The 26,134-nt window shown below is 63.4% G+C and carries 23 protein-coding genes and 2 riboswitches; of the genes, 19 read left to right on the top strand and 4 right to left on the bottom strand.

From position 1 onward, the window contains the following. Nucleotides 1-423 precede the first annotated feature (423 nt). The 14 genes from ACFPB1_RS11625 (at nt 424) to ACFPB1_RS11560 (ending at nt 14,332) form a co-directional block, all read left to right on the top strand. On the top strand, nt 424-558 hold the full coding sequence (locus ACFPB1_RS11625) for a hypothetical protein (protein ID WP_379225274.1): 135 nt from the start codon (nt 424-426) through the stop codon (nt 556-558). A gap of 27 nt (nt 559-585) precedes the next feature. Beyond that, nucleotides 586-1,401 carry an enoyl-CoA hydratase/isomerase family protein gene (locus tag ACFPB1_RS11620; RefSeq protein ID WP_379225271.1) on the top strand — a complete coding sequence of 272 codons (816 nt, stop codon included), beginning with the start codon at nt 586-588 and terminating at the stop codon, nt 1,399-1,401. A 215-nt stretch (nt 1,402-1,616) separates the two neighbouring features. Continuing rightward, complete coding sequence (locus ACFPB1_RS11615; RefSeq protein ID WP_379225269.1) at nt 1,617-3,362, top strand: sensor histidine kinase; 1,746 nt, start codon at nt 1,617-1,619, stop codon at nt 3,360-3,362. Further along, nucleotides 3,359-4,453 carry a response regulator transcription factor gene (locus ACFPB1_RS11610; RefSeq protein WP_379225267.1) on the top strand — a complete coding sequence of 365 codons (1,095 nt, stop codon included), beginning with the start codon at nt 3,359-3,361 and terminating at the stop codon, nt 4,451-4,453. The genes ACFPB1_RS11615 and ACFPB1_RS11610 overlap by 4 nt, the downstream gene beginning before the upstream one ends. Nucleotides 4,454-4,707: 254 nt before the next feature. Continuing rightward, nucleotides 4,708-6,423 (top strand): extracellular solute-binding protein, encoded by a 1,716-nt coding sequence (locus tag ACFPB1_RS11605; protein WP_379225265.1) that lies wholly within the window; start codon nt 4,708-4,710, stop codon nt 6,421-6,423. A gap of 72 nt (nt 6,424-6,495) precedes the next feature. After that, nucleotides 6,496-7,386, top strand: a complete 891-nt coding sequence (locus ACFPB1_RS11600) for an ABC transporter permease (protein ID WP_379225263.1) — start codon at nt 6,496-6,498, stop codon at nt 7,384-7,386. An 18-nt stretch (nt 7,387-7,404) separates the two neighbouring features. Continuing rightward, nucleotides 7,405-8,295, top strand: a complete 891-nt coding sequence (locus tag ACFPB1_RS11595) for a carbohydrate ABC transporter permease (RefSeq protein WP_379225261.1) — start codon at nt 7,405-7,407, stop codon at nt 8,293-8,295. Nucleotides 8,296-8,340: 45 nt separating this feature from the next. Further along, the gene (locus ACFPB1_RS11590; protein ID WP_379225259.1) at nt 8,341-9,519 is read left to right on the top strand and encodes a Gfo/Idh/MocA family protein; all 1,179 of its coding nucleotides are present in this window, start codon (nt 8,341-8,343) and stop codon (nt 9,517-9,519) included. A 124-nt stretch (nt 9,520-9,643) separates the two neighbouring features. Continuing rightward, on the top strand, nt 9,644-10,096 hold the full coding sequence (locus ACFPB1_RS11585) for a VOC family protein (protein WP_379225257.1): 453 nt from the start codon (nt 9,644-9,646) through the stop codon (nt 10,094-10,096). A gap of 50 nt (nt 10,097-10,146) precedes the next feature. Further along, the gene (locus ACFPB1_RS11580; RefSeq protein WP_379225255.1) at nt 10,147-11,034 is read left to right on the top strand and encodes a TolB family protein; all 888 of its coding nucleotides are present in this window, start codon (nt 10,147-10,149) and stop codon (nt 11,032-11,034) included. A 214-nt stretch (nt 11,035-11,248) separates the two neighbouring features. Beyond that, nucleotides 11,249-12,082, top strand: coding sequence for a 5-dehydro-4-deoxy-D-glucuronate isomerase (kduI, locus tag ACFPB1_RS11575; protein WP_379225252.1), 834 nt, complete (start codon nt 11,249-11,251; stop codon nt 12,080-12,082). Nucleotides 12,083-12,116: 34 nt separating this feature from the next. Then, nucleotides 12,117-12,893: a DeoR/GlpR family DNA-binding transcription regulator gene (locus ACFPB1_RS11570; RefSeq protein WP_379225250.1), complete on the top strand. Its 777-nt coding sequence runs from the start codon at nt 12,117-12,119 to the stop codon at nt 12,891-12,893. Beyond that, complete coding sequence (gene kduD, locus ACFPB1_RS11565; protein WP_379225248.1) at nt 12,883-13,632, top strand: 2-dehydro-3-deoxy-D-gluconate 5-dehydrogenase KduD; 750 nt, start codon at nt 12,883-12,885, stop codon at nt 13,630-13,632. Before ACFPB1_RS11570 ends, kduD begins: the two co-directional genes overlap by 11 nt. 61 nt (nt 13,633-13,693) lie before the next feature. Then, nucleotides 13,694-14,332: a bifunctional 4-hydroxy-2-oxoglutarate aldolase/2-dehydro-3-deoxy-phosphogluconate aldolase gene (locus ACFPB1_RS11560; RefSeq protein ID WP_379225246.1), complete on the top strand. Its 639-nt coding sequence runs from the start codon at nt 13,694-13,696 to the stop codon at nt 14,330-14,332. A gap of 279 nt (nt 14,333-14,611) precedes the next feature. Here the strand turns inward: ACFPB1_RS11560 and ACFPB1_RS11555 are convergent, their stop codons facing one another. Next, nucleotides 14,612-15,472: an AraC family transcriptional regulator gene (locus tag ACFPB1_RS11555; protein ID WP_379225244.1), complete on the bottom strand. Its 861-nt coding sequence runs from the start codon at nt 15,470-15,472 to the stop codon at nt 14,612-14,614. 120 nt (nt 15,473-15,592) lie between these two features. Here ACFPB1_RS11555 and uxaC point away from each other — a divergent pair, with 120 nt between their 5' ends. From uxaC to ACFPB1_RS11540, 3 genes are all read left to right on the top strand, one after another. Beyond that, nucleotides 15,593-17,032 (top strand): glucuronate isomerase, encoded by a 1,440-nt coding sequence (gene uxaC / locus ACFPB1_RS11550; RefSeq protein WP_379225242.1) that lies wholly within the window; start codon nt 15,593-15,595, stop codon nt 17,030-17,032. Continuing rightward, nucleotides 17,029-18,534, top strand: coding sequence for a tagaturonate reductase (locus ACFPB1_RS11545; protein ID WP_379225240.1), 1,506 nt, complete (start codon nt 17,029-17,031; stop codon nt 18,532-18,534). Before uxaC ends, ACFPB1_RS11545 begins: the two co-directional genes overlap by 4 nt. Before the next feature lie 84 nt (nt 18,535-18,618). After that, nucleotides 18,619-19,920 carry a Gfo/Idh/MocA family protein gene (locus tag ACFPB1_RS11540; protein WP_379225238.1) on the top strand — a complete coding sequence of 434 codons (1,302 nt, stop codon included), beginning with the start codon at nt 18,619-18,621 and terminating at the stop codon, nt 19,918-19,920. Between the two features lie 253 nt (nt 19,921-20,173). Here the strand turns inward: ACFPB1_RS11540 and gcvPB are convergent, their stop codons facing one another. From gcvPB to gcvT, 3 genes are read right to left on the bottom strand one after another with little or no spacing between them, the layout of a single operon-like run. Further along, nucleotides 20,174-21,679, bottom strand: coding sequence for an aminomethyl-transferring glycine dehydrogenase subunit GcvPB (gene gcvPB, locus ACFPB1_RS11535; RefSeq protein WP_379225236.1), 1,506 nt, complete (start codon nt 21,677-21,679; stop codon nt 20,174-20,176). After that, the gene (gene gcvPA, locus ACFPB1_RS11530; RefSeq protein WP_379225234.1) at nt 21,676-23,040 is read right to left on the bottom strand and encodes an aminomethyl-transferring glycine dehydrogenase subunit GcvPA; all 1,365 of its coding nucleotides are present in this window, start codon (nt 23,038-23,040) and stop codon (nt 21,676-21,678) included. The genes gcvPB and gcvPA overlap by 4 nt, the downstream gene beginning before the upstream one ends. Before the next feature lie 5 nt (nt 23,041-23,045). Beyond that, nucleotides 23,046-24,161 (bottom strand): glycine cleavage system aminomethyltransferase GcvT, encoded by a 1,116-nt coding sequence (gene gcvT / locus ACFPB1_RS11525; protein ID WP_379225232.1) that lies wholly within the window; start codon nt 24,159-24,161, stop codon nt 23,046-23,048. 231 nt (nt 24,162-24,392) lie between these two features. Further along, a riboswitch (glycine riboswitch) is annotated at nt 24,393-24,492 on the bottom strand. 148 nt (nt 24,493-24,640) lie between these two features. Further along, nucleotides 24,641-24,757, top strand: a riboswitch (glycine riboswitch). A 251-nt stretch (nt 24,758-25,008) separates the two neighbouring features. On the opposite strand from gcvT, the gene gcvH reads away from it, so the two are divergent. Together gcvH and sdaAB are read left to right on the top strand one after the other, a co-directional pair. Beyond that, nucleotides 25,009-25,401: a glycine cleavage system protein GcvH gene (gene gcvH / locus ACFPB1_RS11520; RefSeq protein WP_379225230.1), complete on the top strand. Its 393-nt coding sequence runs from the start codon at nt 25,009-25,011 to the stop codon at nt 25,399-25,401. 66 nt (nt 25,402-25,467) lie between these two features. Next, nucleotides 25,468-26,133 carry an L-serine ammonia-lyase, iron-sulfur-dependent subunit beta gene (gene sdaAB / locus ACFPB1_RS11515; protein ID WP_379225228.1) on the top strand — a complete coding sequence of 222 codons (666 nt, stop codon included), beginning with the start codon at nt 25,468-25,470 and terminating at the stop codon, nt 26,131-26,133. Nucleotide 26,134: the final 1 nt, after the last annotated feature.

Genomic DNA, 26,134 nt, shown 5'->3' with positions numbered 1-26,134 from the left:
TGCTAACTGCTTAAAGTTTAATATTTTATTTATACGGTTTAATATATAATATTAATTTCGTGAAAGGAAGTGAAATATATGTGAAAATGAAACCATTTATAACCTTTTATATGATTCATTGTAAATAATTAAGTTAGGCGTTCTTCCGTCTCCCCCCGGTCTATTGATGCCCGCAACGTAGCCGGTTTTATTTTGGAACAATCGGTCAATTTTATTCTTGACCGATTGTTCTTGTTATGGTAAATTGACCTCATGAAAGGCGGGCAGGCAGCGAAAGGGAGTTTGGATGAGCGTGCGACGGCCTAAATAGCGGCGTTAGAGAAGGAGCTCTGGGATATTTTTTTTACTCTTTTTTGACCGAGTGGTCAAGAAATACCGGGCAAACGGAGCCTCCTCCCCTAACACGTATAGGAGCACGAAATCATGGATACGAATCTCTTCGACCAAACGGCCTTCATCCGAGCGCAGACGCTGGCGCTGGCGTTGGCGAGCGGCATCACCGAGGAGCTGGCGGACCGCATTCCGGGCAGGATCTGTGCGGGCAACCGGCATCGATAATTTAAACAATAAAGGAGCCATCCTACCATGAACAAGCAATTGACCGTAAACCGCAAGACCTCTGCTTACTGGCGCGTCACGTTCCTTAATCCGCCGATCAACCTCCTGGATCCGGATACGATCGACGAGCTGTTGACGCACATGGACCAATTCGAGACGGATCCCGAACTGAAAGTCGTCGTGTTCGACAGCGCGGATCCCGACTATTTCATCGCGCATTACGATATGGCGCGCGCGGGCGAAGCGCCGAAATCGCCTCGGGCCTCGGACTTGCCCGCCTGGTTCGAGTTCACGACGCGGCTGGCCAAGTCGTCCGTCGTCAGCATCGCGGAGATCCGGGGCCGCGCCCGGGGCATCGGCAGCGAATTCGCGCTGGCCTGCGATATGCGGTTCGCCAGTCTAGAGAAGGCCGTCTTCGGCCAGCCGGAAGTCGGGGTCGGCATCGTACCGGGCGGCGGCGGCAACGAAATGCTGGCCCGGCTCGCGGGCCGCGCCCGGGCGCTCGAGATCGTCCTCGGCGCGGACGATTACGACGCGCGGACCGCGGAGCGCTACGGCTGGATCAACCGGGCCCTTCCGGACACGGAGCTGGGCGGCTTCGTCGACAACCTCGCGCGCCGGATCGCGTCCTTCGATCAACAAGCGCTGAGCGAAGCCAAGCGGCTCCTCAATCGCGCGGGACTTCCCGGCGCGCCCGAGCTGATCGAATCCCGGACGGCGTTCCTATCGCTGGCCGCGACCGAGGGCACGCGGCAGGCGTTAGCGAAGGCCATCGCGCAGGGCTTGGGCAAGGCAGGCGGCTTCGAGCTCCAGCTCGGCGGGCGATTGGGGCATTTGGGCTAACGGATCATCGATACTCCTCATCCATTCTATCTTTAAAGCGTCCTAGCGACGCTTTTTTATCTGTCTTCCGGACCTCATCCACCCTTTCTTAAAAGCGCCCAAGCGGCGCTTTTTATGTTATATGGGATAATGTGGAATTTATTTACGGTTCCTGCAATGCCTGTTACAATCACTAGGTAAAATTGGCATCTATCGACGAAAGGAGGACGCAAACGATGAACGTTGTCGACCGAATCGCGAAGGCGCTCAGCGGCAGGTCCGTGACGCTGAAGAAGCGGATCATCATTCTCTTCTTGATCAGCTCGCTGCTGCCCTTCATCTTCGTCTTCTTCATCTCCTACCACACGATCTATTCGATCCTGACGAACAAGATCCAGGACAATCTGCAGAGCAATCTGCGGCAGGTGGAGCTGTCCCTCGAGAACGCCGTCAACAATTTGAATTCGGTCTCCGAACAGCTCGCGTTCAAAGGATCGATCGGCCGGGACCTGGAAATTCTGCTCACCTCGAACAACGCGTACGAGCGGTCGCAGATGACGACGCAGATCAACGCCGAGCTCAACCTGATCACCTTCACGAACACGAACGTCGGGCTGACGATGTATTACTTCCAGAAGGACGGGCTGCACCAATTCGAGAACACGGGCGTCAAGCCGGACTTCGATCCGAAGACGCTGCCGCTGCTCGCCGAATATTACGGCATCACGTATTACGGGCCGCATATCAGCTACGACCGGTTCAACAACAACTACGTTCTGTCCGCCCTGCGGAAAGTGGACCTGCCGAGCCGGGACGACGTGTACGTGTACATCGAGAGCAATTTCAAGCTGACGGAGAGCCTGCTCGACAACGGCCGGAATCCCCAGCACGCGTATTACCTGTTCCTGGACAATGACCGCAAAATCACGTACAGCGAAATTCCGGCCGAATATCCGCTCGGCACGGCGTTCGCCAGCGACTCGCCCGAGAAGTCGCACGGCCTGAGCAAGCCGTTCTATTGGTTCGACGAGACGAGCAATCAGGGCTGGAGCATCGTATCGGTCATCTCGACCGCGGACTACGACAAGGAGATGAACAAGTGGTTTCTGCAAATCATCGGTTCCTCCTTGTTCTTCCTCGGGCTCAGCGCGTTCATGGGGTGGCTGCTGTGGAAGATGGTCTACCGTCCGCTGTCCACGTTCAACAAGGAGATGAAATCGCTCACCAGCAGCCGGACGCCGGCGAATCTCGCCCCGACGCGCATCCCGGAGTTCGACCAGCTGCTCGCGCAATTCCGCGACATGAAGACGCAGATCTGGGAGCTGTTCGTCGAGGTCCAGCAGAAGGAGAAGCGCCGGGCCGACCTGGAGGTCGAGAAGCTGCTCTATCAGATCAACCCGCATTTTCTGATGAACACGCTGGATACGGTGCATTGGCTCGCCGTCATGAACGGACAGGGCGAGATCGACCGGATCATCACGTCGCTCAACAAGCTGCTGCACTACAATTTGGGCAAACTCGGCCAGTCCTCGACGATCCGCGACGAGGTGGACGCGCTCAAGCAATATTTGATTTTGCAGAAGGTTCGCTACGACTTCGAGTTTCAGGTAAACATCGAGGTGGAGCCGAGCCTGCTCGACATGCCGATCCCCCGCTTCATCCTGCAGCCGCTGGTCGAAAACTCGCTCTACCACGGCTTCAGCGAGAACGGCGTCATTCACGTGCTCGTCAAAGCGCGCGAGATGATCGAAATCTCCATCCAGGACAACGGATCGGGGATGACGCAGGAAGCCATCGCCAAGCTGCTGCACAGCGAGCAGCCGGAGCGCGAGAAGGTGGGCATGGGAATCGGCATGAACTACGTGAAGCGGATGCTCGAGGCCTATTATAACGGCAAAGCGCGGATCCGCATCGAAAGCGTGCCCGGCCAAGGGACGGGCATCTTATTGAATTTGCCGATAGCAAAGGAGGAGACGGCGTGATTCGGGTATTGATCGTGGACGACGAGAAACTGGTGAGGCAGGGCTTGATCACGTCCTTGCCGTGGTCGGAATACGGCATGCAGGTCGTGGGCGAAGCCAAGAACGGGGAGAAGGCGATCGAATACTTGGAGCGGGAGGAGGCGGACCTGATGCTGACCGATCTCGCGATGCCGGTCATGTCGGGCATCGAGCTGATGCGCGTCGTCCGCAAGCGGTATCCTCGGCTGTACATCATCGTCCTGACGCTGCACCAGGATTTCGAATATATTCAGGAAGCGCTGCGGCTCGGCGCCATCGATTACATCGCCAAGGTGGAGCTGACGGCGGACCGGTTCCCCGAGATTCTGGCGCGCATCCGCGAGCGGATCGCCGACGAAGAGAACAAGCGGCGGCAGTCCGGCGGCGCGGCGCGCGAGGCCGAAGGCGAAGCGCCGCCCCCAGCTTGCGGAGGACAAGCGGACGCGCGCGAGGACGAGCTCGCCGAGGCCGCCGAGCCCTGGCGGTCGCCCGATTGGGTCGGGGACGACGAACGGTTCGGCCGGCTGCTGGAGCGGCTTCGCGACGCGGCGCTCCCCCCGGCTAGGCTCCTGCCGCTGCTGCGCGGGCTGACGGAAGAATGGAACGCGCTGTACGGCTCGCTGCTGCCCGAACCGCTCGCGCTTCCGGAATCGGTCGACGGCTGGCCGGATGCCGAGGAGCGGCTGAGGCAGGCGAAGGCGATCCTGAGCCGGGCGCTCGGATCGCCGCATTATTCCCAGGAGGTTCAGGAAGCTGTCCGGAAGGCCGTCCGGTACGTGCATGAGCAGCTGGGCGGGCAGCTGTACGTCGCGGATATCGCGAGGCGAGTCAACATGAGCCGCAGTTATTTCAGTCAATGCTTCAAGGACCTCGTCGGCAAGACGTTCAACGAGTACGTGCGCCAGGCAAGGGTGGACAAGGCCAAGGAATATTTGGTTCATACGAACATGCCGATCCCGCTGGTGGCGGAGAAGACGGGCTACCTGGACGGCAAATACTTCAGCACGGTGTTCCGCGAGCAGACGGGCGAGCTGCCGAGCGCCTACCGGAAGCTCCACCGCAAGGAGCGGTAGCCCGCGGCGCCGAAATCAGACATATCTCCCGGTTGAGGCGCCGTCTGCGGCCGGCAAGGTAGAGGGATGTCCGATCGGCGGGGCGAAAGCGATGTCCGAATCGGACGAATTCAGCCGGGATCAGGAAATAAGCAGGCCCGAAGCGCACGTTTCTCTCCCTTAATACCGTGCCGCTTCCCGTCTTATTCGAGGCCTTTCGTGCGTTATAGTTAGGTTGCCAGAAACGATGACAAGCCGGAAAGAAGGGGAGCAAGATGAAAAATAAACGAAAAAGCATCCCGGCCGCCGCGGCGATATTGACGGCCGCGCTGCTCGTCAGCGCCTGCGGCTCGAACGGAGATTCGAACGCGAATACGGCAACGAACGGCGGCGGCAGCCAGACGGGGAACGCGTCCGCGGGACCGGCCGATCCGTTCGGCAAGTATGCCGAGCCGGTCGAGCTGGCCGTCGGCCAGAAGGTCGACCCGTCCGACAAGTCGCTGCCCGCGGGCGACACGCCGGAGAACAACCAGTTCACGCGCTACATCAAGGATAACCTGAACATCGACGTCACGGACGCCTTCACGGCGTCGCCGACGAACTACGACCAGAAGGTCAGCCTGTCCATCTCCAGCAACGACCTGCCGGACGCGATGATCGTGAACGCGCAGCAGCTGCGCAGCATGTACGAGAACGGGCAGCTGGCCGACCTGACGGAAGCCTTCGGCCAGTACGCCTCCCCGGCGCTGAAGCGCGTCCTGCAGGATTCCAACAAGCGCGCGCTGGACACCGTCACGTTCGACGGCAAGATTATGGCGCTGCCGCAGGCGGAGGATGCCGGCATCCACGAGATGTGGATCCGCAAGGATTGGCTCGACAAGCTCGGGCTGGAGCCGCCGAAGACGATGGCCGACCTGGAGAAGGTGGCCGAAGCGTTCGTCAAGCAGGACCCGGACGGCGACGGCAAAGCGGATACGATCGGGATCGCCGGTCCGTCGAGCAGCGGCAAGATGTACGCGAACTTCCTGGATTCCGCGAATAATCTGTACGGCTTCGATCCGATCTTTTCCGCCTACGGCGCGTACCCGGGGTATTGGGTGAAGGACGCGGACGGCAATCCGGCCTACGGCTCGACGCTGCCGCAGACGAAGGAAGCGCTCGGCAAGCTTCGCGACCTCTACGCCAAGGGCTTGATCGATCCGCAAATGGCGATCCGCACGGACTCCGGCGAGTCCATCGTCAGCGGACAGACGGGCATGTTCTTCGCGCCGTGGTGGATGGGCTACGGTCCGCTCACGGACGCCGTCAAGCAAGATCCGAAAGCGAACTGGCAGGCGTACGCGCTGCCGCTCGACGCCGAGGGCCGATTCAGCCCGCACTTGAGCGCGCCGGCCGGGCAATTCGTCGTCATCTCCAAGGACTACAAGCATCCCGAAGCGGTCATTAAGCTGCAGAACCTGCTGCTGCGCGACGAGAACCAATTCGACCTGGCCAAAGGCTCGATCGGGTTCTATCCCGTCCGGCTGGCGCTCGGGCCGTCCGACGAGTCGGAGTTTACCGTGCAGGCGGTGCGCGAGGTGCTCGCGGGCACCAAGAAGCCCGAAGACTTCGCGGACAAGCCGGAGTACAAGCTGCTCGCGGGCGACTTGAACAACATCAAGAAGGTGAAGCTCGAGCCGTACGACAAGATGGACATCCAGTATTGGAATCCGACGGCGGACATGGGTGCCTGGACGCGGCTGTACTCGATCATGGTCGGTGTGGCGCCGTTCGTGGACGTACCAATGAACCGGGTGAGCAGCCTGCTCTATTCGCAGACGAACGCGATGGAGACCAAGTGGACGAACCTGAAGAAGATGGAAGACGAGACGTTCCTGAAAATCGTCGTCGGCGGGGCGCCGCTCGATACGTTCGACAAGTTCGTGGCCGACTGGAAGAAGGAAGGCGGCGATCAAATAACCGCCGAGGTCGCCGAAGCGGTGAAGCCATAAGATCTTGCCGGGGGCTTGGATCCAAGCCCCTTTCCATTGCCTGCCGGCCGTCATTTCGGGGAGGGAACACGCATGCACAGCAAACGATTCGCCAAGCACTACTACTTCATGCTGCTGCCGGGCTTCGTCTGGCTTGGAATATTCAGTATATTCCCAATGTTCGGAATAATCATCGCGTTCGAGCAGTTCAGCCCGGTTAAGGGCATGCTTGGCTCCGAGTGGGTCGGGCTGGAGAATTTCCGCTATATGTTCACGCTCAGCGATACCGCGAGCATCTTTTTCAATACGATCTTCATCGCCGTCATGAAGATCGTCGCCAATCTGATCGTCCCGCTCGTCTTCGCGCTGCTGCTCAACGAGCTGCGCCTCGCGGTGCTGAAGAAGTGGGTGCAGACCATCGTGTACCTGCCGCATTTCCTGTCCTGGGTCATCCTCGGGGGCATCGTGCTGGACCTGTTCGCCTTCGACGGCCCGATCAACGGCCTGATGAAGTTCTTCGGCCTGGGCGCGCACAATTTCTTCGCGAACGCGGCGCTGTTCCCGTTTCTCGCGGTCGGCTCGGACGTGTGGAAGGAATTCGGGTTCAACATGATCATCTACTTGGCCGCGCTGACCGGCATCAATCCCGCCTTGTACGAGGCGGCGGGGATGGACGGCGCGTCGCGGATGCGCCGCTTGTGGCATGTGACGCTGCCGGGCATCCGCACGACGGCGGCTCTGCTCGCCGTGCTCGGTCTCGGCAACGTGCTGAACGCGGGCTTCGATCAGATCTTCAACCTGTACAATCCGCTCGTGTATTCGTCGGGCGACATCATCGATACGTGGGTGTACCGGACGGGCCTCATGGACATGCAGTACGAGCTCGCGACGGCGGTCGGCCTGCTCAAATCGGTCGTCGGCTTCGTGCTGATCGCGCTCTCGTACGTCGCCGCGAGCAAGTGGGCCAATTATCGGATTTTCTAAGGAGAGGAGGCGAGCGCCATGGTGAAGGAAACGACGCTCGGATCTAAGCTGTTCGACGCCCTGCTCGTAGTCGTGCTCGTCGCCGCCGCCGCGACCTGCATACTGCCGCTCTGGTATACGCTGGCCGTCTCGTTCAGCACGAAGGCCGCCGCGGCGGGCGGGCAGATCTCGCTCTGGCCGGTCGGCTTCAACCTGAATTCCTACAAGCAGCTGCTGCAGGACAATCAATTCTTCGTCTCGTTCTGGACGTCCGTCAAGCGCGTCGTGCTGGGCGCCGGCCTGAATCTGCTGGTCGTCCCGCTGATGGCGTACCCGCTGTCGAAGACGATCAAGGACTTCCGGCTCCGCAATGTGCTCATGTGGGTCGTCCTGTTCACCATGCTGTTCAACGGCGGCTTGATTCCGCTGTACTTGACGATCCGGAAGCTCGGCTTGTTCAACAGCGTCTGGTCGCTCGTGCTGGTCGGCGGGGCGCAGACGCTCGTGTTCAACGTCATTCTGGCGATGAACTTCTTCCGCAATCTGCCGCGGGAGCTGAACGAGGCGGCACTCGTGGACGGTGCAGGTCCTTGGTATATTTTACTCAAGGTGTACGTGCCGTTGTCCGCGCCGGTGCTGGCCACCGTGTCGCTCTTCAGCATCGTCTACCATTGGAACGAGTTCCTGTACGGGCTGGTCTTCATGACGCGGGAGCAATTCTATCCGCTGCAGACCTACATCCAGCAGGTCGTCGTCATGCTGGATCCGTCGACGATGTCCACGGACGAGCTCGAACGGATGAGCCAGCTCTCCAACCGGACGTTGAGCGCGGCCAAAATCTTCATCGCGATGGTACCGGTGCTGCTCGTCTATCCGTTCCTGCAGCGCTTCTTCATTCACGGCATTACGCTCGGGTCGGTCAAAGAATAGGCCGCCCGGACAATCGGCAACGTTACGGCAGGGAGGAATCAGCAAATGAAGGAAGTACGAATCGGCATGATCGGCTATAAATTCATGGGCAAGGCGCACAGCCACGCGTACCGGGACTTGCCGATGTTTTTCCCGGATGCGCCGGCGCCGGTCATGAACGCGATCTGCGGCCGGGACGAGGCGGGGGTGCGCGAGGCGGCGAAGCGCTACGGCTGGGCGCATGCCGTCACGGATTGGCGCGAGCTGGTCGCGCGGCCGGATATCGACGTCGTCGACATCAATGCGCCGAGCGACGCGCATAAGGAGATCGCCGTCGCGGCGGCCAAGGCCGGCAAGCATTTGCTCTGCGAGAAGCCGCTCGCGCTGTCGCTGGCCGACGCCCGGGAGATGCTCGCCGCCGCCGAGGCGGCCGGCGTCAAGCATATGGCCGGCTTCAATTACCGGTTCGCGCCGGCAGTCCGATTGGCGAAGAAGCTGATCGACGAAGGACGCATCGGCCGGATTCATCATTTCCGCGCTGTGTTCCTGCAGGATTGGCTCGTCGATCCGGGGTTTCCGCTCGTCTGGCGGCTCAAGAAGGAAGTGGCGGGCTCCGGCTCGCACGGCGATTTGAACGCGCATCTGATTGATCTGGCCCGCTACCTGGTCGGCGAAATCGACGAGGTGGCCGGCATGAACGAGACCTTCGTGAGACGCCGGCCGATCGCCGAATCCATGAGCGGCTTGCACGCGCAGGGCAGCGCCGACGGACCGGCTGGCGAGGTGACGGTCGACGACGCGACGCTGTTCCTGGCCCGGTTCGCGGGCGGGGCGCTGGGCAGTTTCGAGGCGACCCGGTTCGCCGCCGGCCATCGCTGCACGAACGGGTTCGAGATCAACGGCAGCGCAGGCAGCGTGCGGTTCGACTTCGAACGGATGAACGAGCTGGAGGTGTATTTCGCCGGCGACGCCGCAGACGTGCAGGGATTCCGGCGCGTGCTCGCGACCGATCCCGCCCATGCGTACATGGAGGCGTGGTGGCCGCCCGGCCATACGATCGGCTTCGAGCATACGTTCGTGCACGAAGCGCTGGAATTGATGGAAGCGATTCGCGACGACCGCCAGCCCGAGCCGAATTTCCGGGACGGCATCCGATGCCAGGAAGTGCTGGAGGCCGTCGATATCTCCATCGCCGAGCGCCGCTGGGTGGCCATCAGCGAACTGATGGAGGACGCCCGTGCCTAATGCAAAGCGGGCCACAAACGCCCGCTGTTCGATATCGCCGGCCGCGAGGGGAAGGCAATGGCGGTTTGACGCTTCATAGGCAGCAGGAATCATCACTTTATGTATGAAATGGGGTAGAACCGCCATGAACAACCCGATCGGATTCGAAGGGTTCATCCAGATCGCGCTCGTCGTGAAGGACATTCGGAAGGCTGCAGAGACCTGGGCCCGCTTCTTCAACGTGCCGGTGCCGGACATCGCCGAACATCCGCCGGCCCGCAATCCCGAATTGACCTATCGCGGGGAGCCGGCCTATTACGGCCTCAAGTTCGCCGTCATTCAAGCCGGCAGCTTCGTCATCGAGCTCCATGAGCCGGACGAGCATGACAGCACGTTCCGCGAGTTTCTCGACAAGCACGGCAATGGGGTCCATCATCTGGGCTTCCAGGTCGGCGACAAGCGCGACGCGGTGATCGGCGAACTGGAGAAAATGGGGTATGCGATGCGCACGGTCGGGTATTATCCCGGCAGCAGCTGGACGATCGTCGACAGCGAGGACGATCTGGGCGTGAACTTGAACATTAAGCCGAAGGCGTAACGCCGCCGGGATCCCGGGAACGTCCCGGACAGACAAGAAGGAGCGAGAGCATGAAGCGATTGAAGGAACCGCGGCAAGAAGCCGGAAGGAACGTCATCAGCATTCTGGAAACCGTCGACGTGCGGACCGGGGAACGGCGCGCTCTGGCCGAATTCGATTATTTGGTCGAGGCGCCGAATTGGACGCCCGACGGCAAGCATTTGATCTATAACAGCTTGGGCTATCTCTATGCGTTCGACATCGCCGCGGGCGAGAGCAAGGTCATCAATTCGGGCTTCGCGGTGCAGTGCAACAATGATCACGTCCTGTCGCCCGACGGCGCGTTCGTCGCGGTCAGCCATCATACGTACGAGGACGGTCAATCGCGCATCTATACGTTCCCGATCGGAGGCGGGCAGCCGGTCCTCGTGACGCCGATGGCGCCGAGCTACCTGCACGGCTGGTCGCCGGACGGCAGCACGCTCGCGTACTGCGCGGAGCGGGACGGCGAGTACGATATCTACGAGATTCCCGCTGCCGGCGGCATCGAACGTCAGCTGACCTTCACGGAGGGCTTGAACGACGGGCCCGAATACACGCCGGACGGCAAGCACATCTGGTTCAACTCGGTGCGATCCGGCCTGATGCAGGTGTGGCGGATGAACGCGGACGGCAGCGAGCAGACGCAGATGACGTTCGACGAAAGCAACAGCTGGTTCCCGCACGTGTCGCCCGACGGCGAACAAGTGGCGTATATCACGTACCGGAAGGACGACGTCGCGCCGGGCGACCATCCCGCGAACAAGCAGGTCGAGATTCGCGTTATGCCGAGCTCCGGCGGCGATTACCGCACGCTCGCGGCATTGTTCGGCGGACAAGGCACGCTCAACGTCAACTCCTGGTCGCCGGATAGCGGATGCTTGGCGTTCGTCAGCTACAAGCTGAAGGAAGAAGCGTGATCCCTTAGGGAATCGTTGACGGGCTTGCGTTAGTCCCGAACCGTTCATCATCATGAAGAAGCATGCCGCTTATGAAGCGGGATGCTTCTTTGCGATTGGCGGCATCGGCAGGTTTTTGCCCGCTCCCCGTTGCCAAAACGGCGTTTCGGTTCTAAAATGAACGTATAAGGAAACAAACGAACATAAATGAACATGAAAGGGAGAATGCAAAGCCATGGAAATCCGTTATGCTTCCCATCCGAACGAGGTTAAAGCGTTCGACACGGCCCGCCTGCGGGACGAATTCCTGATCGAGCGGCTGCTCCAGGCCGACAAGCTCGTGCTGAGCTATTCCCACGTTGACCGGTTCATCATCGGCGGCGTCGTGCCGGTCCGCGAGACCGTCAAGCTCGAGGCGGACCCGAAGGCGATCGGCGCGGCGACGTTCCTGGAGCGCCGCGAGATCGGCATCATCAACGTCGGCGGCGCGGGCACGGTGACGGTCGACGGCGAGACGTACGCAATGGCGAGCAAGGATTGCCTTTACGTCGGACGCGGCGCGCGGGACGTCGTCTTTGCGAGCGGCGACGCGGGCAGCCCGGCGAAGTACTATTTGAATTCGGCGCCCGCGCATCAGACATATCCGACGGTGAAGGCCGCGATCAGCGAAGCGTCCCCGAACCATCTCGGCAGCCGGACGAATTCCAACGAACGGACGATCTACCGCTACATCCATACCGGCGGCATTCAGAGCTGCCAGCTCGTCATGGGCATGACGCTGCTGAAGGACGGCAGCATGTGGAACACGATGCCGTGCCATACGCATAACCGCCGCTCGGAGGTCTATTTCTATTTCGACATGCCGAAGGACGGCGTCGTGTTCCATCTGATGGGCGAGCCGGACGAGACGCGCCACATCGTCCTGCGCAACGAACAGGCCGTCATATCGCCGAGCTGGTCGATCCACAGCGGCGTCGGCACGAGCAGCTACACGTTCATCTGGGGCATGGCCGGCGAGAACCAAGTGTTCGAGGACATGGACGCCGTGGCGATGAACGAGTTAAAATAAACGCATCACGACGTAAGAAAGCGATGAATCCGACATGAATCCACTGCGAAGATACGAGAAAATCATGGAGACGCTGCTGGCCGCGCGCGAGGTGACGGTCGCGGAGCTGACCGAGGCGCTCGGCGTCACGGGCAAGACGATCCGGGAGGACCTGGCGAAGCTGGAGGAGCGAGGGCTGCTGGCCCGCGTGCACGGCGGGGCGGTGCTCGCGCAGCCGAACCAGCTCGGCATCCTGTCGCCGAAGCGCGAGGAAGCGCCTAACGCGGCGGAGCGCCGGGAGATCGCGGCGTCGGCCGCGGCGCTCGTCGAGCCGAACGAGGTCATCGCGCTCGACGGCGGACGCACGACCCTGGAGATGGCCCGGCAGCTAGCGGATCAGCCGCTCACCGTCGTGACCAACGACCTGCTCATCATCGCGGAGCTGTCCCGCAGGGAGCGGATCCGCCTCGTCGTGCCCGGCGGCTACCAGAGCCGGAACGTGCTGATCGGCGCCGAGGCGGAAGCCTACATCCGCAAGCTGAACATCGCGAAGGCGTTTCTCTCCGCCACGGGCGTGCATGCCGAGTACGGCTTCACGATCTATTCCGGCGAATCCGTCGGCATCAAGCGGGCGTGGCTGGAGACGGCGAAGGCTTCGTACGTGGCGGCGGATCATCACAAGTTCGGGCAGGGGGCGCTCTTCACCTTCGCCAGGCTGGACGAGGTCGCGGCGATCATTACGGACTCGGGCATGCCGTCCGGGACGGCGGAGCGGTTCCGCCAAGGCGGCGCGCGGGCAATCATACAAGGGAGTGGGAGCGATGAGCTTTGATTTAACGGGCAAGACGGCGCTGGTTACCGGCACCTCCGGCGGCATCGGCCAGGCGATCGCGGCCGGCCTCGCCGAAGCGGGCGCGTCGGTCGTCGCCGTCTCGGCCTCGAACAGCGCCGAGACGGTCGCGATGGTCCGCGAAGCCGGCGGAACGATCGAAGAATTTTCCGCCGACCTGAGCGACCTGGACGGGCTGGAGGCGGTCTTCGCCCGGGCGCTCGGCTGCTTCGGGCAGGTCGACATTCTCGTCAACAATGCCGGCACGATCCGCCGCGCCCCGGCCGCCGAGCACGCACGCCGGGATTGGCACGACGTCCTCGACCTGAACCTGAACGCGCTGTTCTTCCTCAGCCAGCTCGCCGGCGGCCACATGATCGAGCGGGGCAGCGGGAAGATCATCAACATCGCCTCCATGCTCAGCTATCAGGGCGGCATCAACGTGCCGGGCTACACGGCGAGCAAGCATGCGGTGGCCGGCGTGACGAAGGCGCTCGCCAACGAATGGGCGAGCAAGGGCATTCAGGTGAACGCGATCGCGCCGGGCTACATCGCCACGCGCAACACGGCGCCGCTCCGGGCGGACGAACGGCGGAGCCAGGCCATACTGGAGCGCATCCCGGCGGGCCGCTGGGGCACCCCGCACGATTTGAAGGGACCGGCGGTGTTCCTGGCGTCTGCCGCTTCCGACTATATGAACGGCCACGTGCTCTGCGTCGACGGCGGCTGGATGGCCCGCTGAACAGCAAGCAAACGACAACTTTTTGCAGCCGAACGAGGCATTCGGAGAAGGGAGTTCTATCATGACGTTGAACCTATTGCAGGCTTTATCTGAAGAGAAAATCATCGCGATCATCCGCGGCATTCCGGAGGAAGCGGGCGACGCCGCCGCGAAGGCGCTGGCCGACGGGGGCATCGTCTTCCTGGAGGTGACGCTGAACACGGACGGGGCGCTCGGCATGATCGCCCGGTTCCGGGAGCAATATGCCGGCCGCATGCGGATCGGCGCCGGCACCGTGCTCGATCTCGGGCAGGCGAAGGAAGCGGTCGCCGCGGGAGCGGAATACATCATCTCGCCGAATCTGGACGAGGAAGTCATCGCGTACGGGCTGGAGCATGGCGTGGACGTCTGGCCGGGCACGATGACGCCGACCGAGATCGTGCGCGCGTTCAAAGCCGGCGCGACGGCGGTCAAGCTGTTCCCGCTCGGCTCGCTCGGCATCAACTACATGAAGGAGATCCGCGCGCCGCTGAACCATATCCCGATGATCGCCACCGGCGGCGTCAATCTGCAGAACATCCGAAGCGTGCTGGACGCGGGCGCGGTCGCGGTCGGGCTCGGCGGCAACCTCGTGGACAAGCAGCTCGTCAAGGACGGGAAGTTCGACGAGCTGACGAAGCTGGCGCAGGCGTTCACGGCGGCGGCGAAGGGCCTGTCGTAACGCGCGCCGGCGGACGCTCATGTCCGCCAAGGCCGCGGTGACACCGCACAGCGCGGGATCACGGCGACAATAAGCGTATAGCAATGACAAAGCCCCGGATTCCGGGGCTTTTTCGCATGGGAGCAAGCGGGCGCGGATGACTGCCGCTTGGCGAGGCGCCCGGTGCAGCAGTATACAGGCGTCGGCAGCCATCGGCGCCCGTCGGCCGCCGGCCGCGGCCGCCCGAGGCCAGTCCGCAAGCCGCCCACGGCCAGCGCACGGCACGCGGCTGCCCGCGGGCTACGGGCGGCGGTTCAATTTCCGGTAGCGGGTCGGCGAGGCGCCGGTCAGCTTCTTGAACGTCCGGTTGAAATGCGCGAACTGCTCGAAGCCGACGGCGACGGCGATGTCCGCGATTTTGGCGTCCGTCCCGGCCAGGAGCGACTGCGCTTCGCGGACGCGCATCAGGTGCTGGTAGCCGACGATCGTGAAGCCCGTGATCTTCTTGAACATGCGGCTGAGATAAGCGGGGCTGAGTCCGAAGTCGGCGGACAGCTCGGGCAGCGGAAGCTTCTGGCTGAAGTGGGCGTTCAGATGCTTGACGACCTGTCCGATTTTGCGGTGAACGGGACTGAGCGGATCCTCGGCGGCGTCGGCGGGCTCAGCCTTCAGCCGGCCCGCGAACAGGAGCAGCTCCGTCAGCAGCAGCCGCAGGGCCAGCTCGAAGCCTTCTTCCTGCCGCCCCGCCTCCTCAGCCATGCGCCGCAGCAGGCGCTCGACATGCCACTGCTCCTGCGGCTTCAGCCGGAACTGATGCGGCTCGCGGACGAACATCCGCAGCAGCTCGGGCCGGAAGAGCGGATGGTCCCTGCCGAGGAAGTCGTCGCTGAAATTCATGACGATGCGCTCGTGCTGCGGGGAGCCGAGCACGGACGTCTTATGCACGTCGTATTTGTTGATGAACACGAGATCCCCGGCCGCGACGGAATACGAGGCATCCTTGATGAAATAATAGCGCCTGCCCGCAAGCAAATAGTAGATTTCGTACGTGCCGTGGTAGTGATTGTTCCGCTCGAACGGCGCCGTCCGCTGCACCTGGCTGAAGTAAAACTCCCGCTCCTCGTGCCCGTACTCGACGATGATCTGCTCTTTCGCGCTCATAGGCTCACCTCGGGACAAAATCGATCATATATCCGGTCGTTTGAACAAAATTGGCCATTCCGCCGGACGTATTTTGTCTTATGATACCATAAGAACGCTATGGAGATGGAGGATTCGCGCATGAAGCCGTTCCTGGACGAACAATTTCTCTTGCAGAACGAAACCGCTGTCAAGCTGTACCACGACTACGCGGCGTCTCTGCCGATCATCGACTATCACTGTCACCTGGATCCGAAGGAAATCGCGGAGAACAAGCGGTTCGCCAATTTGGCCGAAGCGTGGCTGTACGGCGACCATTACAAGTGGCGCGCTATGCGGGCGAACGGCGTCGAGGAGCCGCTCGTCACCGGCGGCCCGGGGATCGGCGACTACGACCGGTTCGCGGCTTATGCCCGCACGGTGCCGTATACGCTCGGCAACCCGCTCTATCATTGGTCGCACCTGGAGCTTCGCCGGCTGTTCGGCGTGAACGAGCTCATCAACGAGGCCAACGCCCACGCCATTTGGGAGCAGACGGGTGCCTGCTTCGCCGGTGAAGGCTATGCCGTCCGCGACCTGATCCGCAAGAGCCGCGTGGCGGTCATCTGCACGACGGACGATCCGGCCGACCGGCTCGAGCATCACCGGGCGATCCGGGCGGACGGGACCGTCCCGGCCCGCGTGCTGCCGTCGTTCCGCCCGGACAAGGCGCTGAACCTTCGCAAGGAGACGTTCCGGCCGTGGCTGCAGCGCCTCGAGGAGACGGCCGGCCGGTCCATTCCGGATTACGGCGCCCTGCTCGCCGCGCTGGAATCGCGGGTCGATGACTTCCACGAGCACGGGTGCCGGGTGTCCGACCACGCGCTGGACGAGGTTCCGTATGCGGCCGCTTCGTACGAGGACGCCGCCGCGGCGTTCAAGAAGGCGCTGAACGGCGAGCCGTTGTCCAAAGAAGAGGAGGATCGCTACAAAACCTTTACCCTGCTTCAGCTGGGCGCATGGTATGCTAAGCGGGAATGGGCCATGCAGCTCCACCTGCACGCCCACCGGAACAACAACGGCCGGATGTTCGCGGCGCTCGGCCCGGACACCGGGTACGATTCGATGTACGACGGCCCGCTGGCGAAGGCGGTCGTCGGGCTGCTCGACGCGTGGGAGCGGGAAGGCGCGCTGCCGCGCACGATTTTCTACTCGCTGAACGGGCGGGACAACGACGTGCTGGCGTCGATCATCGGCTCGTTCCAGGGCGGCGGCATTCCGGGCAAGCTGCAGCTCGGCTCGGCCTGGTGGTTCAACGATACGAAGGACGGCATGCTCGCCCAGCTGACCTCGCTTGCGAACATCGGCCTGCTCGGCCGGTTCGTCGGCATGCTGACCGATTCGCGGAGCTTCCTGTCGTTCACGCGGCACGAATATTTCCGCCGCATCCTGTGCAATCTGCTCGGCGGCTGGGCGGAGAACGGGGAAGCGCCGCATGATTTGGCGTATCTCGGCGGCATCGTGCAGGACATCTCGTACCGCAACGCGGTCCGTTATTTCCGCTTCGACGGCGTGCAAACGGCAGGAGGTTCTGCGATATGACGGCATCGGTCAATCCCGGCGGCGGCGTCCCTGGCCTCGCGCAGCTGCCGGAAGGGCAGGCGGGCTGCCGGCTGCCCGTGAAGGTGCTGCAGTTCGGCGAAGGCAATTTCCTGCGCGGCTTCGTCAATTGGATGGTGCATCGCGCCAACGCTGAGGGGCTGTTCGGCGGCGGCGTCGCTGTTACCCAGCCGCGCCCTACCGGCAAGCCGAACCTGGAGAAGCTGAAGGTGCAGCAGGGCGCGTATACGCTGCTCGTGCGCGGGCTGCGGGATGGCCGGCAGATCGAGGAGCGGGAGATCGTCTCCGTGTTCGCCCGGATGATCGACCCGTACGAGGAATGGGACGCCTTCCTGGCGCTGGCCGATTCGCCGGAGCTGGAATTCGTCGTCTCCAACACGACGGAGGCCGGGCTTGCGTACCGGCATGCCGAATGGAATCCCGGCGTGCCCGTGGCGTCCTTTCCGGGCAAGCTGACTGTGTTCCTCTACCGCCGGTTCGTGACCTTCGCGGGCGATCCCGGGCGGGGACTGGTTCATCTGCCGTGCGAGCTGCTCGAGCGGAACGGTGAGCGCCTGCTGGACATCGTGCTCCGCCATGCGGACGATTGGCAGCTCTCGGATTCGTTCAAGCGATGGGTGCGGGAGTCGAACCGGTTCGTGAACACGCTCGTCGACCGGATCGTCACCGGGTATCCCCGGGAGGAAGCGGACGGCTTGTTCGCGGCGTGGGGCTACGCCGATCCGCTGCTCGCGACGGCGGAGCCGTACCATCTGTGGGCGATCCAGGCGACGGACGGGCTGGAGGCGCGGCTGCCCTTGGCGCAGGCGGGGCTGAACGTGCGCTGGGTCGAGGACTTGACGCCGTACCAGCTGCTCAAGGTGCGCATCCTGAACGGCGCGCACACGATGATGGCGACGCTCGGGCTTGCGGACGGGCTGTCCGAGGTGCGGGAAGCGATGGAGCATCCGGTGTGGGGGCCGGTATGGGAGCGGACGCTGCGCGACGAGGTGCTGCCCGGCCTGCCGCTGCCGCGCGCCGAGGCGGAGGCTTACGTGAACAGCACGCTGGAGCGGTTCCGCAATCCGTACATCCGGCACCGGCTGACCGACATCGCGATGAACAGCCTGTCGAAATGGCGGACGCGGCTGCTCCCTTCCTTGAAGGCGTACAGCCAGGCCGAAGGGAAAATCCCCAGCGTGATCGGGCAGTCGCTGGCCGCGCTGATCTGGCTGTACCGCCCGCGGGACGCATATCCCGAAGGCGGCGCGCCGTTCGAGCCGCGGGACGACGAGGCGCTGGTCGAAGCCGTCCGCGGCGCTTGGGCGCCGGAGCCGGATGGCGGCGGGCGGTACGATCTCGCGCGCACGGCGGCGAACATCCTGCGCCTGGAGGCGGCATGGGGCGAGGACTTGACGGCGCTCGGCGGACTCGCCGAGGTTGTCGCCGCTGCGCTGGCCGCGCGCGCCGGCGGACAAGGCGGGCGGACCCGGAGCGGGGATTGACGCTTCGGCTTACGCGGCCGTTTCGAGCCGCGGGACGGCAAACATCAGGGCATACGAACCCGAATTAAAGGAGCGGACGAACGAATGGCTAAGAAGAGATATGTGCAGGTCGGGGTTGGCGGACGGGCGGAATTTTTCTATTCCGCGATCGCGACCCATTACCGCGAGACATCGGAGCTGGTCGCCTTTTGCGATATTAACCAGACGCGCATGGACTACGCGAACAAGCTGCTCCGGGAGAAATACGATTATCCGGCGGCGCGCACCTATAAGCACGACGAGTTCGCCCGCATGATCGAGGCCGAGCGGCCGGACGCGGTCATCGTCACGAGCGTGGACCGGACGCATCATACGTATATCATTCAAGCGCTGGAGCTCGGCTGCGACGCCATTACCGAGAAGCCGATGACCGTGGACGAGGCGAAGTGCCAGCAGATCCTCGACGCCGTCCACCGTACGGGCCGCCGGGTGCGCGTCACGTTCAATTACCGCTACGCGCCGCATCACACCAAGGCGCGCGAGCTCATCGCCAAGGGCACGATCGGCGACGTGACGTCGGTGCATTTCGAATGGCTGCTTAACACGCAGCACGGCGCGGACTACTTCCGGCGCTGGCACCGCGACAAGCGCAACAGCGGCGGCCTGCTCGTGCATAAATCGACGCATCATTTCGACCTCGTCAATTTCTGGATCGGCTCGGAGCCGGACACCGTCTTCGCCATGGGCGACCTGCTCTTCTACGGCCGCGAGAACGCCGAGAACCGGGGCGTGACGACGTTCTACGACCGCGCGACGGGCAACCCGAACGCGGAGGGCGATCCGTTCGCGCTGCGGCTGGACGAGAACGAGCATCTGAAGGCGATGTACCTCGACGCGGAAGCGGAGGACGGCTACCGGCGCGACCAGAGCGTCTTCGGCGACGGCATCTCGATCGAGGATACGATGAGCGTGCTCGTCAAGTACAAGAACAAGGCGCAGCTGTCGTATTCGCTGAACGCCTACCTGCCGTGGGAAGGCTACCGGATCGCGTTCAACGGCACGAAGGGCCGCATCGAGATGAAGGTCGTCGAGCAGTCGTACGTCAACTCCGGCGGCGACAAGGCGCTCGAGGGCGCGGTGCAGGGCGTGACGATCCTCGTCTTCCCGATGTTCGGCGAACCGTACAAAGCCGAATTCGAACTGGGCGACGGCGGGCACGGCGGGGGCGACCCGGTGCTGCTGAACGACATCTTCGGCGTTCCGGTCGCGGACGAATTCAACCGCGCGGCGGACCACGTCGACGGCGCGCGGTCCATCCTGACGGGCATCGCCGCCAACAAGTCGATCCGCACGGGGCAGGCCGTGAAGGTGGACGAGCTGGTCAAGTTTTACGACGAGCAGGGCTAGAGCAAGTCGGTATAAGCAAGGCCGGACGGGGTTTCCGTTGGCCGTTCGAAGTATGCTGCACAGCTAAAAAAAGCCTCCAATCCCGCCCGTTTTAGGCGAGTTGGAGGCTTTTTGCGCTGCGCAGGGTTATGCATTGTTGCGGCTGCGGCCGCATACTTCCGTTCCAAGGGCGGAGCTACCGCACCGCGTTAGAGCCGCGTCGCCCCCGCTTCAGCCGCGCATCGTCGCTGGCCGGCGGGGCACATCGGCCGCCTCAGCCGCAGGAGCAGTTCAGCACCGGCTTGCGCGCCGCCGTCGTTTCGTCGAGCCGGCGGACGGCCGTGCCGTATGGTGCGTTCACGACAACGTCCGGCGTAAGCCGCGCTTCCTCGGCGATGCGGATCATCGTGTCGATGAAGCCGTCGAGCGTTTCTTTGCTTTCCGTCTCCGTCGGCTCGATCATGATGCATTCCTCGACGTTCAGCGGGAAATAGACGGTCGGCGGATGGTACCCGAAGTCGAGCAGCCGCTTGGCGACGTCGAGCGTGCGGACGCCGTACTGCTTCAACCCGCGGCCGGACAGGACGAATTCGTGCTTGCACACGCCCGGGTACGGAACCTCGTAGTGCGACGACAGCCGGTGCATCATGTAGTTGGCGTTCAGCACCGCGCATTCGGACACGTGGCGCAGCCCTTCCGGACCGTAAGTCCGGATGTACGTGTATGCCCGGACGAGGATGCCGAAGTTGCCATAATAGGCCTTCACGCGGCCGATGGATGCCGGACGGTCGTAGTCGAAATAGTACGTCCCGTCGTCGCGGCGGCCGACGATCGGCTTCGGCAGGAACGGCACGAGCGCGGATTTGACGCCGACCGGGCCGGCGCCCGGGCCGCCGCCGCCGTGCGGGGTGCTCATCGTTTTATGCAAATTCAAGTGGACGACGTCGAAGCCCATGTCGCCCGGACGGGCGATGCCCATGATGGCGTTGGAATTGGCGCCGTCGTAATAGAGCAGGCCGCCCGCTTCGTGCACGATCTGCGCGATCTCGGCGATCTGCTCCTCGAACAGGCCGAGCGTGCTCGGATTGGTCAGCATGAGTGCGGCGGTGTCGCTGCCGACGGCCGCGCGCAGGGCGCCGAGATCGACCATGCCGCGCGCGTCGGACGGCACGGTCACCGTCTCGAAGCCGGCGACGGTCGCGCTGGCCGGGTTCGTGCCGTGCGAGGAATCTGGGACGATGACCTTCGTCCGGCGTTCGCCGCGGCTCTCGTGGTAGGAGCGAATCATCATGAGCCCGGTCCATTCCCCGTGGGCGCCGGCGGCGGGCTGCAGCGTCACCTGATCCATGCCGGTCAGCGCGGCGAGGTCGTTTTGCAGCGTGTGGAGCAGCTCCAGCGCGCCCTGCAGGCTTTCCTCCGGCTGGTACGGGTGCAGGTTGGCGAAGCCGCCGAGGCGCGCCGCGTCTTCGTTGATTTTCGGGTTGTATTTCATTGTGCAGGAGCCGAGCGGATAAAAGCCGTTATCGACACCGAAATTGCGGCGCGACAGCTCCGTATAGTGGCGCACGACGTCGAGTTCGTACACTTCGGGCAGCTGCGCCGGCGTCTTCCGCAGCAGCGCTTCGGGAATGAGCGCGGAGAGCTCTTCCTCCGGCACGTCGCACGCCGGCAGCGAATAGGCGACGCGGCCTGGCCGGCTAAGCTCGAAGATCAGCGCTTTGTCCGGTTTGACCGGAGCGCCCGCGGCGTCCTCGCGTACGGGTAAGTTCGTATTCGTCATGCCGATGCCTCCTCCAATTTGGCCGCGAAGCCGTCGATTTCGCCGCGCGTCCGTTTCTCCGTCACGGCAACTAGCATATGGCCCGCCAATTCCGGATAGGCGAGGCCGAGATCGTATCCGCCGAGATAGCCGTCGCGCAGCAGCGCCAGGTTCGCCTCTTTCACGGACACGCCTTCCGGCAGGCGGACGACGAACTCATTGAAGAACGGTGCCGCGAACGGAAGCGAGAAGCCGCTGCGCGCCGCTACCGCGCCGGCTGCGTAATGCGCCTTCCGCGCGTTGAGCGAAGCGACGTCGATCAGGCCTTGCTTGCCCATCGTCGACAGGTAGATGGACGCGCACAGCGCGAGCAGCGCCTGGTTGGAGCAAATGTTGGAGGTCGCCTTCTCGCGGCGGATGTGCTGCTCCCGCGCCTGCAGCGTGAGCACGAAGCCGCGCTTGCCGTCGATGTCCTTCGTCTGGCCGACGATACGGCCCGGCATCCGGCGCATGAGCGGTTCCGCGACCGCGAAGAAGCCGCAGGTCGGGCCGCCGAGCGATTGCGGAATGCCGAGCGGCTGCGCGTCGCCGACGACGATGTCCGCGCCGAGCTTGCCGGGCGCCTCGAGCAGGCCGAGCGCGATCGGATTCGCGCTGACGACGAACAGGCCTTTGACGCCGTGGGCGATCGGCTCGATGGCGGTCAGATCCTCGAGGCAGCCGAAGAAATTCGGCGACTGCACGAGCACGGCCGCCGTCTCCGGCGTGACCGCCTGGCGCAGGGCGTCAAGGTCGGTCGAGCCGTCCGGGGCGTAGCCGACCTCGACGAGCTCGAGGTTCAGACCGCGCGCCGTCGCGGCGACGACTTCCCGCGCTTCCGGATGGACCGCGCGGGAGACGACGATCCGCTTGCGCTTGGTCGCGCCCGACGCCAGCGCGGCTGCTTCCGCGAGCGCCGTCGCGCCGTCGTACATGCTGGCATTGGCGACGGCCATGCCGGTCAGCTCGCAGATATACGACTGGAATTCGAAGATCGCCTGCAGCTCGCCTTGGCTGATCTCCGGCTGGTACGGCGTATACGCCGTATAAAATTCGGACCGCGACGCCAGATGGTTGATGACGACGGGAATATGGTGATCGTAGATGCCCGCGCCGAGGAAGCTTGCGCGGGTGCCGGTATCGGCGTTGCGTCCGGCGAGCTCCTTCAGGTGCCCGAGCAGGGATATTTCGTCGAGCGCCGGGGACATCGGAAGAACGCCGCGGTAGCGGATGTCCTCGGGGATGTCGCGGAACAGCTCCTCGACGGAGCCTGCCCCGATCGCCGAGAGCATTTCGGCGCGGTCTTCTTCGGTCATGGGAATATAACGATGCGCGTTGGCCATGGGTATCACTCCTTCGGGGTTCGTTTGTAAAACGGGGCCGGTACGACTTGGGCCTTCAACATCTTGCCGCGGACGTCGACCTGCAGCTCGGTGCCGAGCGAGGCGAAGCGGGCGTCGACGAGGGCGAGCCCGAGATTGCGCTTCAGCGTCGGCGACTGCGTCCCAGTCGTCACTTCGCCGATGCGCTGGCCGTCCGCGTAGACAGCCATCGCGTGGCGCGGAATGCCGCGGTCGATCATTTCGATGCCGACGAGCTTGCGCGGCACGCCGCCGGCCTTCTGCGCCGCCAGCGCATCGCGGCCGATGAAATCGCCTTTGTCCAGCTTCACGAAGAAGCCGAGTCCGGCTTCAAGCGGCGAGATCGTACGCGACAGCTCCTGGCCGTACAGCGGCAGCCGGGCTTCGAAGCGGAGCGTGTCCCGCGCGCCGAGGCCGGCCGGTACGAGGCCGTGAGGCTTGCCTGCCGCGAGCAGCGCCTGCCAAACCTGCGGCGCGTCTTCCGCGGCGACGCAAATTTCGAAGCCGTCCTCGCCCGTGTAGCCGGTCCGGGAGACGAGCGCTTTCGCCTCGCCGATCAGGACATCGGCGGCGAAGTGAAACGGCGCCAGGCGGCTGCCGTCAAAGCCGCCGCCCGCGGCCCCCCGCAGGATTGCGGCGGCTTCAGGGCCTTGCAGCGCCAGCAGGGCGAGCGCGTCGGAGCGGTCCTCGAGCGTGACGTCGCCGATCAGATGCTCGCGCAGCCACTCGAAGTCTTTGGCGATATTGCCGGCGTTCACGATGAGCAGGTATTGGTCGTTCGTAATCCGGTAGACGAGCAGGTCGTCGACGACCCCGCCGTCCGGATAGCACAGGAGCGCGTACTGCGCCTGGCCGTCCTGCAGTTTGGCGACGTCGTTGGTCGTCAACCGCTGCAGGAACGCCTCGGCGAAGCGGCCGGTCACGAGAAATTCGCCCATGTGGGACACGTCGAACAGACCGGCCCGCGTGCGGACGGCCTCGTGCTCTTTCTGAATGCCGGCGAATTGGACGGGAAGCTCCCATCCGCCGAAATCGATGCATCTCGCCTCGGGGAACTCGGCGTAGAGCGGGTAAAGCGGCGTGCGTTTGAGCGGGCTCTCCATATTGAACCTCCTTAGGCAGCTGTTTTGTTTCGAAAAAAGAAAGGCCGAAAACGCAAATAAGGACAGCGGCAAAAAGAACCGTCGCCCGCGGCAGCATAGCCGCCCGGCGTCCGTTCTTTCCGCTCTGTCCTTTGTACCTGAGAGTTGCCCCGCGGGCAGTTTTGCCCGGGGTTTCACCGTGGGTGACGCCGCGGACTTCCCGCGTCCGGTGCGGCGTGCTCTCCAGAGGTGCGTCCGATAAAGGTCCTTTTGCCTGAGAGATTCACCGTAATCAGGTTTACTCCTTCGGCGCCGCCGATCTGCGATCCGCGATCTCTCCCGTTATCATCATCCGCATATTCGGTTGGATAATTTACTTATACATGACATTCTTGTCGAACGTCAACGGGGGAAGCCGAAAAAAATAAAATCCTTGTAAGCTATATTGACATGGGCTCGTCCGCTCCGGTAAGCTAGGCATACATGCGATCATAAGCGGATGACGATGGTTGGGAGAGACCCGCCGGGGAAGCGTTCCCTGCGGGCACCGAAGGAGCAAGTCGACGGCTAGCCGGCCGGACGATCAATCTCTCAGGTACAATGAACCGCCATTCGACGCGGCTCTGGAGAGAGCGAGCAGCCACCAAAGGGGTAACTGCGGTCCGACCGGGCCGCCTAAACTCTCAGGTACCAAGGACAGGGATTTCGGCGACAGGCCGAAGCTCTGTCCTTTTTCGCGTGTGCGCGCGGCTGCCGCGAGCACGGAGCAGGGCTGGACGATCCCTGCGGGCGGAAGCTGCGCCATACGGGATCTCCAAAACGGGATCTGAAGCAAGCTATCAAATTATACGACGAAAGGATGCTGGACATGAGCGAAGTGAAACAAGGACTGGGCTATTCGGAGGAGCATGAATGGGCGGAGGCGGCTGACGGACGCGTCCGGATCGGCATTACGGATTTCGCGCAGAGCCAACTGGGCGACATCGTGTTCGTCGAATTCCCGGAGGTCGGCGCAGAGGTCGAAGCGGCCCAGCCGATGGGCTCCATCGAATCGGTCAAGACGGTATCCGAATTGTACAGCCCGGTCACGGGCCGCGTGACGAAGGTGAACGAGGCGCTGTTGGACGCGCCTGAGCTCGTCAACGGTGATCCTTACGGTGAAGGCTGGATCGTGGAAGTCGAGGTCGACGGAGATGCGGCGGAGATCGTCGCGGGCCTGCTCAGCGCCGATCGGTACGCGGCTTACATTACGGGCAAATAAGCGGACGGGCGCGGCGGGAGATGGCCGGCCGTAACGCGCCCCGCGCCGCTCGGGGGAGACGAAGCCATGCGGTTTAAGGACGTGTTTTCCATCATCGGGCCGGTTATGGTCGGTCCGTCGAGCTCGCACACCGCGGGTGCGGCGCGGCTCGGCCGGGCGGCCCGGCAGCTGCTCGGGGACGTGCCGGATCGGGCGGTCGTCACGCTGTACGGCTCCTTCGCGGAGACGTTCGCCGGCCACGGCACCGATCTCGCGATCGTCGGCGGGCTGCTCGATTTCGCCACGGACGACGGGCGGATCCCGTCGGCCTTCGCCGAAGCGGAACGGGCAGGGCTGAGCGTGACGATCCGCCGGGGAGCCGGGGCGAAGCCCCATCCCAATTACGCGGAGATCGAAGCCGCGCGCGGCGCGCGCGTCGTCACGGTCGGCGGGGCGTCGGTCGGCGGCGGTACGATCGAGATTCACGAGATTAACGGCTTCAAGGCCGGCTGCTCGGGACATTACCCGGCGATCGCCGTCGCGCACGCCGATCAGGTCGGCGTCCTGGCCGCCATCGCGCAGGCGATCGGCGGGGCCGGCCTCAATATCGGCTACCTGCAGACGGGCCGGCAGGGGCGGGGCGGCGCGGCGCTGACGGTCGCCGAGTGCGACCGCATGCCGGACGAGGCGCTGCTGCGCGCGATCGCGTCGCTGCCGCATGTCGGAGAGGTCGCCGTCATTCATTTGAACTAAG

The organism is Paenibacillus sp. GCM10023250 (genome assembly GCF_042653205.1).
Lineage (GTDB): Bacteria > Bacillota > Bacilli > Paenibacillales > Paenibacillaceae > Paenibacillus_Z.
The sequence above is the reverse complement of the archived record's forward strand: the minus strand, read 5'-3'. Positions and strand labels throughout refer to the sequence as shown.

Bases quoted from the DNA above. Each gene is read 5' to 3' on its own strand.
- ACFPB1_RS11625 (WP_379225274.1), top strand. From the start codon at position 424: ATGGATACGAATCTCTTCGACCAAACGGCCTTCATCCGAGCGCAGACG.
- ACFPB1_RS11620 (WP_379225271.1), top strand. From the start codon at position 586: ATGAACAAGCAATTGACCGTAAACCGCAAGACCTCTGCTTACTGGCGC.
- ACFPB1_RS11615 (WP_379225269.1), top strand. From the start codon at position 1,617: ATGAACGTTGTCGACCGAATCGCGAAGGCGCTCAGCGGCAGGTCCGTG.
- ACFPB1_RS11605 (WP_379225265.1), top strand. From the start codon at position 4,708: ATGAAAAATAAACGAAAAAGCATCCCGGCCGCCGCGGCGATATTGACG.
- ACFPB1_RS11600 (WP_379225263.1), top strand. From the start codon at position 6,496: ATGCACAGCAAACGATTCGCCAAGCACTACTACTTCATGCTGCTGCCG.
- ACFPB1_RS11595 (WP_379225261.1), top strand. From the start codon at position 7,405: ATGGTGAAGGAAACGACGCTCGGATCTAAGCTGTTCGACGCCCTGCTC.
- ACFPB1_RS11590 (WP_379225259.1), top strand. From the start codon at position 8,341: ATGAAGGAAGTACGAATCGGCATGATCGGCTATAAATTCATGGGCAAG.
- ACFPB1_RS11585 (WP_379225257.1), top strand. From the start codon at position 9,644: ATGAACAACCCGATCGGATTCGAAGGGTTCATCCAGATCGCGCTCGTC.
- ACFPB1_RS11580 (WP_379225255.1), top strand. From the start codon at position 10,147: ATGAAGCGATTGAAGGAACCGCGGCAAGAAGCCGGAAGGAACGTCATC.
- kduI (WP_379225252.1), top strand. From the start codon at position 11,249: ATGGAAATCCGTTATGCTTCCCATCCGAACGAGGTTAAAGCGTTCGAC.
- ACFPB1_RS11570 (WP_379225250.1), top strand. From the start codon at position 12,117: ATGAATCCACTGCGAAGATACGAGAAAATCATGGAGACGCTGCTGGCC.
- kduD (WP_379225248.1), top strand. From the start codon at position 12,883: ATGAGCTTTGATTTAACGGGCAAGACGGCGCTGGTTACCGGCACCTCC.
- ACFPB1_RS11560 (WP_379225246.1), top strand. From the start codon at position 13,694: ATGACGTTGAACCTATTGCAGGCTTTATCTGAAGAGAAAATCATCGCG.
- ACFPB1_RS11555 (WP_379225244.1), bottom strand. From the start codon at position 15,472: ATGAGCGCGAAAGAGCAGATCATCGTCGAGTACGGGCACGAGGAGCGG.
- uxaC (WP_379225242.1), top strand. From the start codon at position 15,593: ATGAAGCCGTTCCTGGACGAACAATTTCTCTTGCAGAACGAAACCGCT.
- ACFPB1_RS11545 (WP_379225240.1), top strand. From the start codon at position 17,029: ATGACGGCATCGGTCAATCCCGGCGGCGGCGTCCCTGGCCTCGCGCAG.
- ACFPB1_RS11540 (WP_379225238.1), top strand. From the start codon at position 18,619: ATGGCTAAGAAGAGATATGTGCAGGTCGGGGTTGGCGGACGGGCGGAA.
- gcvPB (WP_379225236.1), bottom strand. From the start codon at position 21,679: ATGACGAATACGAACTTACCCGTACGCGAGGACGCCGCGGGCGCTCCG.
- gcvPA (WP_379225234.1), bottom strand. From the start codon at position 23,040: ATGGCCAACGCGCATCGTTATATTCCCATGACCGAAGAAGACCGCGCC.
- gcvT (WP_379225232.1), bottom strand. From the start codon at position 24,161: ATGGAGAGCCCGCTCAAACGCACGCCGCTTTACCCGCTCTACGCCGAG.
- gcvH (WP_379225230.1), top strand. From the start codon at position 25,009: ATGAGCGAAGTGAAACAAGGACTGGGCTATTCGGAGGAGCATGAATGG.
- sdaAB (WP_379225228.1), top strand. From the start codon at position 25,468: ATGCGGTTTAAGGACGTGTTTTCCATCATCGGGCCGGTTATGGTCGGT.